General features: G+C 50.8%; 11 protein-coding genes. 8 read left to right on the plus strand and 3 right to left on the minus strand.

The genetic code is table 11. The features are described from left to right. The first annotated feature begins 91 nt into the window (after positions 1 to 91). On the plus strand, positions 92 to 1,645 hold the full coding sequence (gene putP / locus B5G27_RS09295; RefSeq protein ID WP_087178628.1) for a sodium/proline symporter PutP: 1,554 nt from the start codon (positions 92 to 94) through the stop codon (positions 1,643 to 1,645). 63 nt (positions 1,646 to 1,708) lie between these two features. Here putP and B5G27_RS09300 read toward each other — a convergent pair whose 3' ends face one another. Continuing rightward, positions 1,709 to 2,560, minus strand: a complete 852-nt coding sequence (locus tag B5G27_RS09300; RefSeq protein ID WP_087178629.1) for a helix-turn-helix domain-containing protein — start codon at positions 2,558 to 2,560, stop codon at positions 1,709 to 1,711. Positions 2,561 to 2,757: 197 nt separating this feature from the next. On the opposite strand from B5G27_RS09300, the gene B5G27_RS09305 reads away from it, so the two are divergent. The 3 genes from B5G27_RS09305 to B5G27_RS09315 all read left to right on the plus strand — a co-directional run bounded on the left by B5G27_RS09305 (position 2,758) and on the right by B5G27_RS09315 (position 10,288). Further along, a complete protein-coding gene (locus B5G27_RS09305) occupies positions 2,758 to 3,504 on the plus strand; it encodes a hypothetical protein (protein WP_087178630.1) in 747 nt (248 codons plus the stop codon). A 141-nt stretch (positions 3,505 to 3,645) separates the two neighbouring features. Further along, complete coding sequence (locus tag B5G27_RS09310; protein WP_087178074.1) at positions 3,646 to 4,938, plus strand: IS110 family transposase; 1,293 nt, start codon at positions 3,646 to 3,648, stop codon at positions 4,936 to 4,938. 559 nt (positions 4,939 to 5,497) lie between these two features. Continuing rightward, positions 5,498 to 10,288: a fibronectin type III domain-containing protein gene (locus B5G27_RS09315; protein ID WP_087178631.1), complete on the plus strand. Its 4,791-nt coding sequence runs from the start codon at positions 5,498 to 5,500 to the stop codon at positions 10,286 to 10,288. Positions 10,289 to 10,390: 102 nt separating this feature from the next. Here B5G27_RS09315 and B5G27_RS09320 read toward each other — a convergent pair whose 3' ends face one another. After that, positions 10,391 to 11,749, minus strand: coding sequence for an MATE family efflux transporter (locus B5G27_RS09320; protein ID WP_087178632.1), 1,359 nt, complete (start codon positions 11,747 to 11,749; stop codon positions 10,391 to 10,393). A 31-nt stretch (positions 11,750 to 11,780) separates the two neighbouring features. Next, a complete protein-coding gene (locus B5G27_RS09325) occupies positions 11,781 to 12,236 on the minus strand; it encodes a MarR family winged helix-turn-helix transcriptional regulator (RefSeq protein WP_087178633.1) in 456 nt (151 codons plus the stop codon). Positions 12,237 to 12,702: 466 nt separating this feature from the next. Between B5G27_RS09325 and rpsJ the strand changes: the two genes are divergently transcribed. The 4 genes from rpsJ (at position 12,703) to rplW (ending at position 14,744) form a co-directional block, all read left to right on the plus strand. Beyond that, complete coding sequence (gene rpsJ / locus B5G27_RS09330) at positions 12,703 to 13,020, plus strand: 30S ribosomal protein S10 (protein WP_087150377.1); 318 nt, start codon at positions 12,703 to 12,705, stop codon at positions 13,018 to 13,020. Positions 13,021 to 13,110: 90 nt separating this feature from the next. Next, complete coding sequence (gene rplC, locus B5G27_RS09335; protein WP_087178634.1) at positions 13,111 to 13,794, plus strand: 50S ribosomal protein L3; 684 nt, start codon at positions 13,111 to 13,113, stop codon at positions 13,792 to 13,794. A 30-nt stretch (positions 13,795 to 13,824) separates the two neighbouring features. Then, entirely contained in the window at positions 13,825 to 14,445 is a 621-nt protein-coding gene (gene rplD / locus B5G27_RS09340) for a 50S ribosomal protein L4 (protein ID WP_087178635.1), read from the plus strand. Further along, positions 14,445 to 14,744: a 50S ribosomal protein L23 gene (gene rplW / locus B5G27_RS09345; RefSeq protein WP_087178636.1), complete on the plus strand. Its 300-nt coding sequence runs from the start codon at positions 14,445 to 14,447 to the stop codon at positions 14,742 to 14,744. The genes rplD and rplW overlap by 1 nt, the downstream gene beginning before the upstream one ends. Positions 14,745 to 14,907: the final 163 nt, after the last annotated feature.

The raw sequence follows: 14,907 nt of genomic DNA on the forward strand, positions 1-14,907 counted from the left end.
GACAAAAGACGGAACTGCAGATAAGATCCGGCAGGGCATAAACTAAAAAGTACCGCAATATTGGTATGGAGAACAGAAAGGATAATATGGAATGGGAGATACGTTACAGATTCTGGTCGCCATGGTCATCTACATGGCTGCGGTGATCATCTTAGGAGTTACTTTTGCCAGAAGGGCAAACGCGAGTTCAGACGCTTATTTCCTCGGGGGCAGGAGCCTGGGCCCCTGGGTGACGGCGATGAGCGCGGAGGCGTCGGATATGTCCGGGTGGCTGCTCATGGGCCTGCCGGGCGTTGCGTACTGGTGCGGGATCGCTGACGCCGCGTGGACTGCGATCGGTCTGGCGGTCGGTACATATATCAACTGGCTGATCGTTTCCAAGAGACTGCGCAGGTACAGCGAGAAAGCGGGAAATGCCATCACGCTGCCGGAATATTTTTCCAACCGCTTCCATGAGAAGCGCAAAGTGATCATGACGATCTCAGCGGTGTTTATCCTGGTCTTTTTTACAGTGTATGCGGCGAGCTGCCTTGTGACATGCGGCAAGCTCTTTTCCACACTGTTTGACCTGCCCTACATCCCGATGATGATCGTGGGCGCGGTCTTTGTATTGATCTATACGATCATCGGCGGGTTCCTCGCGGAGAGCGCCTCGGACTTCATGCAGGCAGTGGTGATGATCATCGCCCTCGGTGTGATCGTCTGTGTAGGTACGGCGTCAGCGGGAGGGCTCGGCGCTGTGATCGATAATGTAAAAGAGATCCCGGGGTTCCTTGATTTCTTCGGGATCGCCACGCCCCAGACCGTGGACGGCGTACAGCAGGCGGCGGACGGAGTGCCGCTCTTCGGCGAGGCGGCAGTGTACGGATTCCTTCCCGTGGCGTCCGCCCTTGCGTGGGGTCTCGGATATTTCGGGATGCCGCAGGTGCTCCTGCGCTTTATGGCGATCCGCCGTGAGGACGAGCTGACGCGCTCCCGCCGCATTGCAGTCGTATGGGTGGTCATTTCCCTGACGATCGCAGTATTTATCGGACTTGTGGGCCGCACGCTGTTCCCGACAGCGCTTACGACGTCTTCTGAGGCGGAGAATGTATTCATCCTTCTGTCTACGAACCTGCTCCCGCCGCTGATCGCGGGATTCGTGATGGCGGGCATCCTGGCGGCGACGATCAGTTCGTCGGATTCCTATCTTCTGATCGCTGCCTCTGCGTTCGCGAAGAATATCTACCAGGGACTGTTCCGCAGGAAAGCGTCTGACAGGGAAGTGCTGAATATTTCCAGGATCACGCTTCTCCTGATCGCTGTGGTGGCGATCATCATCGCCCTGGATGAGAACAGTGTGATCTTCACGATCGTAAGCTTTGCGTGGGCGGGCTTCGGGGCGACCTTCGGGCCGCTGATGCTCTTCAGCCTGTTCTGGAAGCGGACGACAAGGGCGGGAGCGGTCGCCGGGATGGTCGGCGGCGGAGTGATGGTCTTCGTATGGAACCTGCTCGTGCGCCCGCTGGGCGGCCTGTGGGATATCTACGAGCTGCTTCCGGCGTTTCTCTTCTCCTGCCTGTGCATCATCGTGGTATCCCTGCTGACGCCGGAACCGTCGGAGGAGATCCGCAGAGAGTTCGCGGAAGTGAAGGAAGGGAGATGATCTGCGGCGCTTATCTGACATCCTGACATCCGCATAACATTCGTATAACCGGCGGGACAGCGGTCAGGCCTGCAGGAACATCTTGCGGTAGGCTGACGGCGTCATGCCGATGATATGAAAGAACAGTTTGGAAAAATGCTGGGAGTCTTTCAGCCCGATCCTGCCGGAGATCTCGGTCAGGGTGAGGGTGGTAGTCTCCATCAGCTCGATGGCCCGGTTGATCCGGTAAATATTGATATAGTTGCCCGGGGAGACGTTCATGTAGCGTGTGAACAGCTTCCCGAGATATCTGGAGGATATGTGCAGTTCTTTTGCGATATCCTCCAGAAGTATTTTATGCATGTAATTGTTTTCGATATAATTCAGGGCGAAGGAGACATACTTCTCCTGAAACTCAGGCTGGGAGCCGACCGTGCCGTCCGGATCTGAGCGGTGCAGGACGTGCATGAGCAGGCAGAGCAGGAGCGAGTTGATCTCAGCCGGAGAATGCGCGCCGGACTGATACATGCGGATGACGGACTCTGTGAGCTCTTCCAGTTCGCTGTCAGCAGCCTGTCTGTGGCAGGCGGGGGATGCGAACAGCAGGGCGTGGATCAGGTTGACAGGCGTATTCTCGCTGGGGATGATCCGGGCAAAAAGGTTCGTAAAAAAGTGGATATGGCAGAAGGTGCATTCGCCGCTGTCGTCCAGATAAAACGAGTGCACCACATTGGGGAAGATCATGACAAAGTCTCCCTTAGCACAGTGGATCGTAGTGTCGCCGATATCCATGGTGCAGCTGCCGGAGCGGATCAGATAGATCTCCATGCTGGTGTGCAGATGTTTGCCGAAACTGTACCGGTCCGCCCGGCGCTGGACTGTAGCGCCCGCGATGGAATTGATGTAAAAAGGGATAGCGGTCATGTCGTTTTTCATTATCTTTTCTCCTTTGTCTGCGTCAGAATGGAAGCTGCCGCTTCCGGTCTTTCTATTATTATAGGACGGGATCAGAGATAAGTAAATTCATTAGTTCCTGATTATACAAAAAAACCCAGTAATAGTTTCAGATTATACAAGCGAAAAAGATGCACAGGGATTATAATTATGAAATATGAAGGGTTGTGCATATTGACATGAAAAAGACTGGGAAAGGTAAGAATTTTATCATTATTGCTGTTATCTTTCTGGCTGCCGCGGCAGCTGTTGGCATCTTTTTGTACGGAGTGTTGGGAAAGGAACGCCTGCATCTGCGGATCAACGGGACCGAAATATCGGAAGAAGAGTACCTGCAGGCTGTAAAAGCTGTCCGGTATGATGTGGCGGCGTATTTTGCCGGCACTTACGGCGCGAAGGAGGAAGACAGCTTCTGGTCAGAGGAGTACGGAGGGGAGATCCCCTGCGAAAAGCTGGCTGAAGAGGCTGTAGAGCGGCTGAAATATATACATGCAGTGTACGGGTTGGCAGAGGAGAAGGGCTACATTGATGACGCGGGGTATGATGCCCTTGTGGAGAGGTTGGAAGATGAGAATGCCTCCCGGAAGGAAAAGATCGAAGCCGGGGAACCGGTCTACGGGCTGTCAGAATATACACTGGACCTCTTTATGGAATATGAAGTCAGCAGTTTCAGGGAGAGATACTGCAATGACAAGACAAACGAGGGGATGGACCTGACAGAGGAAGAAATCCTGGAGTATTATGAAAGCCAGGAGTGGACCTTTGGGGACAGCGGGGAAACGGCGGATCTGGAAACAGCGCGCATCGCCGTGGAGAGAGAGCTGCGCGAAAAGAAATACGATGAGATCATCGCACAGCGTGAAGCGGATTCTCAGGTGGAGACGGACAGGGAGGAACTGTACCGGTTCACCTTGCAGAATATATAAAAGGAAAAGGAGCTTCCTGTATAATTCAAATATAGGGAATCCCATGAAAGGTGGTTGAGAAAAAAAGATACCTCAGAGTAAAATAAGATTTGCTGACTTTGAGCGGTTAGTAAAATCTTATAAAACAGAGAGGTATCTGAAATGAAGTATAACACACAAAACGCAAAAATTGCATCTATTACGGAAGAAACTTTAGTCCTTGGGATTGATGTCGGAAGTGAAACTCATTACGTAAGGGCATTCGACTGGCGTAATTATGAATTTTCTGATACACCGTTGGCGTTCAGTAATGATGAAGCCGGATTCCTGACATTCATGGCATGGGTTGAGGATATCAAGGAGAAAGCCGGTAAAACTGCTGTAATCCCCGGAATGGAACCAACAGGACATTACTGGTTCAATCTTGGGAAGTTCCTGCAGGACAGCGGAATGAGACCGGTTCATGTGAATCCGCACCATGTAAAAAAATCGAAGGAGATGGACGACAATAATCCCGACAAGAATGACCGTAAAGATCCAAAGACTATCGCTGCATTGGTAAATGAAGGACGCTTTTCCTATCCCTATATTCCAACAGGGGTTTACGCAGAAATCCGAAGCCTTTCCAATCTGCGCTTTCAGACACAGGAAGAGATTACAAGGATCCGGAACCGGATCGCACGATGGATCAGCATCTATTTTCCTGAATATAAAGACGTTTATGGGAAACTGGATGCAGTAAGCGGGATGATGGTGCTTAAGGAGGCTCCGCTTCCGGTGCAGATAAAAGAACTGGGAGCAGAAGGAATCAATCAGATCTGGCGGAACGCAAAGCTGAGGGGCGCCGGGATGAAGAGGGCAAAGACCCTGTTATCGGCAGCGGAGCACAGCGTTGGGAGCCAGGAAGCACCAGAAGCGGCAAGTATGGAGATCCGGAACCTGTTGGAGGACTATGAGAAGTACAGCAGCCGCATGGATGACCTGATGGCTAAAATAGAAGCAAAGATCAAAGAAGTCCCCTATGTAGATAAACTTCTTGAGATCAAAGGGATCGGACTGAAAACGGTATGCGGATTTATCGCAGAGGTCGGCGATCTGAGCAGGTTTGATGATCCAAAGCAGCTGCAGAAACTGGCAGGATATGCGATCGTAAAGAACAGCTCCGGGAAGCATGCGGGGGAAAGCCATATCAGTTACCGTGGACGGAAGAGACTGAGATATGTGCTGTATGAAGCAGCGATATCTGTAATAGGGAAAAATGGCGAATTCAGGGAGATCCATCGGTATTATCAAACAAGAGAGAAAAACCCCCTGAAGAAGATGCAGTCGGTGATAGCGGTAGCATGTAAAGTTCTTCGAGTCTTCTATGCCATACTGACAAAAGGTGTAGATTACGATGGAGAAAAGATGCTGGGAGATATCAGGAGACCCGCGGTGAGTGTCCAGGCTGCATAAGAAGATAAGCTGACCGAAGGAAGACTGACGTGGTTGAAGTGAGCAGTCAGATATAAAGAGAACTGTCTGCTGACCTCAGCCACGCCGGGAAGAAAACGGATGACTGAAAGAACTGTTGAGAAGCAGAAGAAAAGGCAGAACGTGGGAGGGAAACGTCCGCTGGGAACAGCGCTGTCACGGGAAGCAAGTCAGTAAATGTTATGATTACAAAGAAGGAGCTAGTAGTCGGCAGGAATATTTTCCATAGGGCAAGACCCAGGCAAGGAGCTAAGCTGACACCCTGGTTATGGGCAGGCGGAACGAAGGAAGTGAGGACCAGTACAGAAATGTACAGAGATCCTGGTAGACACGGGAGGTGCGCCGCCATAGATGGATGGGTATATACAAGGCCATGTAAAACGGAAAAATAGAGACGTTTTATTTCGTATACCTATAACCATCTATTTTCGTACCAGATACAGAAAAATGCTCATGATCGAGGCTCATTCATCTGAGATAGAAACTTAGAAATCCCTTGATTTTAAGGGAAAAAACACTTGACTAAATAGGGAGGAAGATTATGAAAAGGAAATGGATCGCAGGCGCGCTCGCGCTGGCGCTTACAGCCACAACGGTTTTTGCGGCGGCGCCGGCCACAGCGTCTGCAGCCGGCGACGGAGAGAATGACCATGGGATCGGATCCGGGACTACCTATTATGTGAGCTCGGAAATCGGCAATGATGAAAACAGCGGGACGTCAGAAGACCAGGCCTTCAAGACGCTGGACAAGATCAATGAGATCACCCTCAAGCCGGGCGACAGGGTACTTCTGGAGAAGGGATCTGTATTTAATGATCAGTACCTGCATATCAAAGGGAGCGGTACGGAAGATCAATACATCGAGGTCTCTACATATGGAGAGGACAGTGAAAGACCGGTCATCAACACGAACGGATACGGCCAGTGGGAACAGAACTACGGTACGCCGCTGGATAACACCAATCACAAGTGGCACGGGACCGTGTCCTCCTCGATCCTTCTGGCGGATGTAGAATACATCGAGATCCGGGGGCTTGAGATCACAAACGACCGTGTCAAGGGAGGACCCGAAGGAGACAAGGCATATAATGCCGCGGACGCGATGGACAGGACTGGCGTTGCAGGTGTGGCGCAGAATAACGGGACCATTGAACACATCGTGCTGGATGACCTTTATATCCACGATGTGGACGGAAATGTATACAATAAGCACATGGCCAACGGCGGGATCTATTTTATCGTGGAGAAGCCGGAAAATGAAGGACAGACAGGAATTGCAAGGTATGACGACGTGCAGATCCGCAACTGTTATCTCGACACTGTAAACCGCTGGGGTATCGCGGTGGGATACACTTATCAGTGGGGCAAGTTCACTACAGCGGCGCTCAGTGATGCGACAATGAAGCAGTACGGCTCTTCCAATGTCCTGATCGAGAACAACTATCTGCGCGATGTGGGCGGGGATGCGATCACGACCATGTATCTGGACAGGCCACTTGTGCAGTATAACGTTTCGGAAGGCGCTGCAAAGCAGATCAATACAACGGATTATTCACAGCAGCAGCCGGTGCTGGATACAACGACCGGAGAGCCTACGGGACAGTACCAGGGCGTGGGCGCGGGGCGCGTCGCTGCGGGCATCTGGCCGTGGAAATGCAAGAATGCTGTATTCCAGTATAACGAATGCTTCAATACAATGAACGCTGCGCACGGAAACGGCGACGGACAGCCGTGGGATGCGGATTACGGCGACGGAACGAACTATCAGTATAATTACAGCCATGGCAATACAGCGAGCACGGTCATGTTCTGCGGAGTGCAGTCCATTAACAATACATTCCGCTACAACATCAGCCAGAATGAAGATATGGGACCGCTCGACCCGGCAGGGAACACAGGAAACTGCCATGTGTACAACAATACATTCTACATCAAAGAGGGACTGACCCATATCTGGAGCACCATGCATGCGAACAACGGCCCGGTCACTCTGGAAAACAATATCTTCTACTTCGCAGGGGATACCCCGGTGAATGCGACGAACTGGAACCCGTCCAATAACAAAGCGTATGACAACAACCTGTATTACAATGTCACAAACGTGCCGGGATCCGATGAGAACGCTGTAAATGTCGCAGCAGGGACAGAAGTGCTCGCGGCTCCGGGTTCAGGTCCGACGGCAGCAGCTGACAACGGACAGGCAAGGCTGCATGAAGACCCGGAAGAGACGACAGTATTTGACGGGTACAAGCTGGCGGAAAATTCTCCGGCGATCAATGCAGGAAAGATCATCACCGACCAGAATGGCTTTGCGATCGAGCACGACTTCTTCGGCCATAAGATCACGGCGACACCGGAGATCGGAGCGGCTGAGAGCGATGTGCCTTCTGTAGGGCTTGGATCGACTGTGTATATGACGGATGAGACAGACGAGGGCAATAAGCTGATCTATATCCCGTTTACGGATGCAAATTCGACGACAGCCGGAGAAGTGATCATGAACGTGACCACGGATGACACGGCGATCGTGTCGGTAGTCGAGGAAAGCGGAGATGCTATTGGCTATACAGATGCTGTTGCAGAAGGTATGAAACTTCGCATCAGCGACGGCGGAAACAATGTCAATGAATATACGATCAAACAGAAAAATACATACCAGTGGGCGAAGGATTACGTCCACAGACAGCAGGGCAATGTATGGTTTGCGCAGGCTCTGATCGGTGATGCGTGGCAGAACATGACCACAGTAGATAAAGACGGCTGGCCGAACTGGGCACTGGATACCTATTATGGACCGGGCATAGATGCATCGCAGGGAACAATAACGGGTAATGATTCTACCCATGGACTGATATCCACCCCGACGAATAAGGAGACAGCGGAAGGGACGGCGATGGCGTTCCGTGCTCCGAAGTCAGGGACGGTTAATTTCAGCGTGAAGGACAATGAGCCGTATCTGAGACAGACTGGAAATACAGGCGGCAGCGTAAAGATCACGCTCTATGTCAACGGTGAGTCGAGGCAAGAATGCACAATGTCTGTCAGCGGAGAAAAGGCAGACTTCCAGGATTTAAATAACATCGAAGTGAAGCAGGGCGACTGGATCCGCGTAGTGGCGACTAACATTGATAGCCCGAGCAAGGGCAGCGTCCATATCACGCCGACGATCGTATATCAGAATGTGAAAGCTGACGATACGACAGCGCCGAGAGCGCCCAGGAATGTCGATGTATCCGATATTGATAAAACCACAGCGACAGTGACCTGGGATGAGGCGATCGACAATGTCGGCGTCACAGGATACAACATCTACCTCGGAGACAGCGAGGAAGCGCTGAACGGAGAGGAACTGGTAACAGATCGGTCTTATAAACTGGAAAACCTGGATGCGGGGACATCCTATACGGTATCTGTTGAGGCAGTCGATGCGGCTGGAAATAAATCCGATAAGGCATCCGCTGATTTCACAACCGTAAGGGACGGGGACGTAACACCGCCGTCCGCGCCGACAGACCTGAAAGTGGGTGAGAGAACGGATGAAAGCATCACGGTATCGTGGAAAGAATCCACAGACGATACAGAGGTGACGGGATATAGGGTCTTTGTAGACGGCGAAGAAAAAGCTGACGTAACAGAAACAGAGTGTACGGTCAAAGGGCTGGAAGCAGGGACAGAGTACACGGTCAGCGTAAAAGCATATGACGCGGAAGGAAATGAATCCGAAGCATCAGAAGCAGTAACAGTTACTACGCTGAGCGATAACTGCAGCCTTGTAGACAGTATGTACATGACGGACGAAGAATCCTTAGTGATCTATGTGCCGTTTACGGAGAATAACCCGACGACTGCTGCGGAACTGCTTGGAAATGTAACGGTCGATGCGACGGCAGAGGCCGGAGTAGTGACTGGCGGTGACGAGTTCGGCGTTGACTGGGCTGTTGGTACAGATAAGATCGCAGAGAACATGCTTCTCCGCATTACCGCAGAGAATGGAGATACAAAGGACTATACGATCCTCCAGAAAAACGAATACAGCTGGACAATGGACTACGCAGGACCGCAGCAGGGGAACGTGTGGTTCGGACAGATGAAGACAGGTGCAGACGGAGCATGGGGAAATATAGAAACTTATGACCCCACATACCCGAATTGGCAGGTTGACAAATATTACGGACCGGGCGTTGATGAGGAGAGTCATACTACTCCGGTCACGGATGAGACACATGGCCTTCTCTCAGCACCGCCGAATACGGATACCTATACAGCAATGGCGTTCCGCGCGCCGAAGACGGGAACGGTTTCCTTTGAGGTGAAGGATGATGAGCCATACCTGAGACAGGCTGGAAATGAAGACGGGACAGTGACACTTTCTCTCCTTGTGAATGACGAAGTAAAACAGTCTGTTACATTGGAGACGAGCCAGGTGAAGGCAGAAGGCTGGGAAAACTTTGACGAGATCGAAGTGACAGCGGGTGATTATGTCCGTGTGGCAGCAAAGACAAATGGAGGTGCATCGAGGCCGTCTCTCCATGTGAGCCCGGTCATCACATATCGCGATGTTCAGGTAGAGGACACGACAGCACCAGGCGCACCGGGCAGTGTGACTGTGTCCGGTATCACAGCAGACAGCGCGGAAGTGGCATGGGAGAAGGCGTCTGACAACGTCGCGGTTGCCGGATACAATATTTACCTCGGCGACAGCGAAACTCCGGTGAACGGGGACCAGCTTGTGATGGGTCTTACTTACACACTGGAAGGACTGGATGCAGCGACAGAGTATACGGTCAAGGTTGAAGCGGTAGACACATCGGGTAATAAGTCAAAGACAAAGGCTGAGACGGACTTTACCACGTTGGAGGCGGAAGAGCCGGATAAGGAAGCTCCGACAAAGCCGACAGATGTAAAAGTAGATGCAAAGACAAAAGACAGTATCACGATCTCCTGGACAGCGTCAACGGACAATGTTGGCGTCAAGGGCTACAAAATCCTTGTGGACGGCATGGAAAAAGCGAATGTAACAGAAGGGACAACCTGTACGATCACAGGGCTTGAGCCGGGAACAGAATACAAGATCGTTGTGATCGCTTATGACGCGATGAACAGTACAGCACCATCAGACGTCCTTACAGTCAGCACACTTCCAGAGTCAGGGGAGGAGCCTGGCAAGGATCCGGAAGTAAAACCGGAAGATAAGCCTTCCAAAGATCCTGCGAAGGAAGAGGATAAGGCAGTGCAGACAGGCGATGCGGCTGACTTCTCGGTATGGGCGGCAGCGCTGCTCGTATCAGCGGGAGCGGTCATCGCAGTCAGAATGAGGAAAAAGGAAAGCTAAGGCCTGGAAAGGGCAGAAGAAAACTGGATAAGACCAGGGAGGACCGCCTGCGGGGATGATACCTGCAGGCGGTCCTCTCTGTCTGATGAAATTTTTTTGAGCTTACACAGAGAGGACGATGTCCCCATCCTTCTGCGAAAGCTCCCGCCGCAGCCGCAAAAGGATGACTGCTGACAGGACGGCAGCAAGGACGGACGTTCCGGCGAAATTGAGCCAGATGCCGGTGAGACCAAGTGGCCAGAGCGCGCCGATCAGTATCACGGGAAAAACCAGAGCCGTGGAAACAGAGATCAGGGATGCGGGCAGAGGTTTTTCTATGGCAAGCATATAGCTCTGGGTGGCAAAAGAAAACCATCGTGTAATGTAGGTGAGACTGAAAAGCCGGAGTGCTGTGACTGACATGGAGAGGATATCTTTGTCAGCACCGGAGATAAACAGCCGGGCTGCCTGCTCGGGAAAGAGGATCATGACCAGTACTGACAAGAGGGACAGGATCCCGCTTGCTGTAAAGCAGCATGTTTCGATGGCGCGCACCCGGGTGTATTTTTTCGCTCCCCAGTTAAATCCGACTGCCGGCTGCAGTGAATCGCACATCCCGTAGAGAAGCGGCTGGATCAGACCTTCTGCAAACATGAGGATGCCATATACAGACACGGCCGTCTCGCCGCCGAGGCGGACAAGGATTACATTCATCAATATAGAAGTGATCCTGCCGGCGATGTTGTTCAGGAAATTCGGAGTTCCACATGTGATGATCTGCCGGATAAGACCTGGAGTAAAATGCGGCCGGCAGAATCTGAGCGACGCCTTCCCTTTAAAAAAGGGAAGAAAGGCGACCACACTGCATATGCACATGCCGGAACATGTGGCAAGCGCTGCCGCCCATATGCCCCAGTGGAATATTCCGAGGAAAACAAATTCCAGCACAGCGCTCAGTACGGACATCAGGAGATTGACGAACAGACTGCCGCGTATATATCCGCAGATGCGCAGGAAATTGTCCACCGCGAAAATGATCGTTGTCACCGGGGAGCAGAGCGCGTAGACCCTCAGATACTGTACTGCGAGATCCGCGAAATCTCCTTCTGCTCCCATAAGCCGGATCAGGAGAGGCGCAGAAGCAAAAAGAGTGGCGCCGATCAGTACTCCGGCGGCGATGATCATAATGCATGCACAGGTAAAGAGGTTGTCTGCTTCCGCCTTCTGCTTTTTCCCCAGACTGATAGAAATGGGTATCGCCGAACCAACACCGATGAGGTCGGCGAGTGAGAAGTTGATGATCACGAACGGCATGGAAAGGTTCAGCGCGGCAAATGCTGTTTCTCCCAGAAAATGTCCGACAAAGATCCCGTCCAGGGTGTAGTACAGGGCGCTGGCAAACATGCTTGCGGCTCCGGGCAGTGAAGCGAGCAAGAAGAGTTTTACGGGATGAGTTTTTATAAAAAGTTCTGTAGAATTCATAAATGGCTCCTTGTTCTATGTTATGGCGATCCTATGTGTCGTCCGATATACGGCGGACATGCCGGCGCAGAAGCTCCGTATATTTTTTGGTGAGAGAGAGCAAATCTGTCCGCTCGTCAGGCGTCATGCACAAAAATGAGTCCTGCTCCGCCGCTGTCAGACGCGCGATGATTTTTTGGGTGAGGGTCAGTCCGTCTTCGGTAAGGGATACCAGTTTGTTCTTTTTATTGCCGGGGGCGGCTGTCAGGGAGATGATCCCCTGTCTTTCCAAAGACTTTAGTGCGGAGTTGACAGTCTGCGGCGGATAGTGCCACTCTGAGCACAGTTCCTTTTGTATATAGGAAGAGTTGTTTTCATAAAGGGAATACAGGATCCAGAGTATCGTGTCAGAGATCCCCTGTTCTTTTGCGTAAGAATGGTAGATATCATCCATTTCTTTGTAGAGTTGATTAAAAGCTGCAAGCTGGGCGGCGATAAGAGTTTTCATTAACAGATGTCTCCTTCTTTAAAGTATAAACATTATGATATGGACCGTAATTTCAATTTGATCTGAAACAGGATTATAATCCGAAATCGGATAAAAGTCAACAAAAGATAAAATGTTTGGATTGTACTGAAAAAAATACAATTTTTCTCAAAAACCTCTTGAAATAAATCCCATCATCTTATATACTGGTAGAGCTGTGACATGATAGCGATGAAGCGTGAGGTTGCCGCCGGGGCAAAATAATAAACAACGGCGGGTTTTCCGTGGAGCGAATGTCAAGTTAGGAAACTGGCGACAAGTCACTGTACGAATCACAACAGTATCTCGTACCTGCGTGTGGATAGAACCACTGCGCGAGTTGAAGGGACGGGAGCGCCGTGTATGTTTCTCACGACACACACGGGAGAGTGTACAGTCACCGCTTGTCGTACTGAGTTACAAGTACGAAAAGGAGGCGACTTTTTTTATGGCAAGTCAAGTAATGAGAATCACACTGAAAGCGTATGATCATCAGCTCGTTGATGCATCCGCAAAGAAAATCATCGAAACTGTAAAAAAGAACGGTTCACAGGTGAGCGGACCGGTGCCGCTGCCGACTAAGAAAGAGGTAGTGACGATCCTGAGAGCAGTACACAAGTACAAAGACTCCAGAGAGCAGTTCGAGCAGAGGACTCATAAAAGGCTGATCGATATCATCACACCGACCCAGAAGACGGTTGATGCACTTTCCAGACTGGAAATGCCGGCGGGTGTGTACATTGATATCAAAATGAAGTCCAAATAAGACGGACATCTACATTATTAAAGCAGTAACGTCCTAACATTTAGGATGAGCGCATGAGCGCTCCGCTGTAAATCACAGGAGGTAATCATAATGAAGAAAGCTATCTTAGCTACAAAAGTTGGTATGACTCAGATCTTCAACAACGAAGACGGAAGTCTGATCCCGGTAACAGTCCTTCAGGCTGGCCCGTGTGTGGTAACACAGGTGAAGACAGTTGAGAACGACGGCTACAAAGCTGTACAGGTCGGATTCGTTGACAAGAAAGAGAAGATCGTCACAAAAGACGGAAGCGGCAAAAAGCAGATCGCACACAGAAACGGTGTGACAAAAGCTGAGAAGGGACACTTCGACAAGGCAGGCGTTTCCGGAAAGAGATATGTAAAAGAGTTCAGATTTGACAATGCAGAGGAATATGCTCTGGCTCAGGAGATCAAGGCTGACATCTTCGCAGTGGGCGACCACATCGACGCGACAGCGATCTCCAAGGGTAAAGGTTTCCAGGGTGCGATCAAGCGCCACGGACAGAGCAGAGGACCTATGACACACGGTTCCAAGTTCCACCGTCACGCTGGTTCTAACGGTGCTGCATCCGATCCGAGCAAGGTATTCAAAGGAAAGAAGATGCCCGGACAGATGGGTAACAAGAAGATCACAGTCCAGAATCTCGAGGTCGTAAGAGTAGACGCAGAGAACAACCTGCTCCTGATCAAAGGTTCTGTACCGGGACCGAAGAAATGCCTCGTAACGATCAAAGAATCCGTTAAGAGCTGCTAAGGGTGACAATAAGAAAGGAGGAACACACAGATGGCAAAAGTATCTGTTTACAATATCGAAGGTAAAGAAGTTGATACCATCGAACTGAACGATGCTGTATTCGGTGTTGAGGTAAACGAGCACCTGGTGCACATGGCAGTCGTAAATCAGCTTGCAAACAATCGTCAGGGAACACAGAAAGCTAAGACACGTTCTGAAGTTTCCGGCGGCGGAAGAAAACCGTGGAGACAGAAAGGAACAGGCCACGCAAGACAGGGTTCAACAAGAGCTCCGCAGTGGACAGGCGGCGGCGTAGTATTCGCTCCGGTTCCGAGAGACTACTCCTTCAAGATGAATAAGAAAGAGAAGAGAGCAGCCCTGAAATCCGCTCTTACTTCCAGAGTAGAAGAGAACAAGTTCATCGTTGTTGACGAGCTGAAGTTCGACGAGATCAAGACAAAGAACTTCCAGAATGTCCTGAACAACCTGAACGTAAATAAAGCGCTGGTTGTGCTTGAGGACGGAAACGCAAACGCAGAGATCTCTGCAAAGAACATTCCGGACGTAAAGACAGCCCGCACAAACACGATCAACGTATATGACATCCTGAAATACAACACAGTGATCGCAACGAAAGCTGCTGTTGCTGCAATCGAGGAGGTGTACGCATAATGGCAAACATTCAGTATTATGATGTGATCCTTAAACCGGTCATCACAGAGAAGAGCATGGATCTGATGGCTGACAAGAAATATACATTCCTTGTACACACAGAGGCTACAAAGAATCAGATCAAAGAAGCTGTTGAGAAAATGTTCGAGGGAACAAAAGTAAAGAGCGTCAACACCATGAATCTTGACGGAAAGACCAAGAGACGCGGCATGACATTCGGAAAGACAGCAAAGACAAAGAAAGCGATCGTACAGCTTACAGAAGACAGCAAAGATATTGAGATCTTTGAGGGCCTGTAAGCACTGAACACTTGGCGAAGCCAAGCGTCAGCGCAGGCTGAGTCTAGTGAGAAGGCTGCTCCCAAGCGTTAGTGAACCCGAGCCGCAGGCGAAGGGTGAGCTTAGGCGCACGGAGCCTGAGATCCTTTGATGAGAGTTCATCAATCTAAACGGTGCAATTCCG

The sequence above is a fragment of the Lachnoclostridium sp. An76 genome (assembly GCF_002161355.1).
In the GTDB taxonomy this organism is placed as follows: domain Bacteria; phylum Bacillota; class Clostridia; order Lachnospirales; family Lachnospiraceae; genus Mediterraneibacter; species Mediterraneibacter caccavium.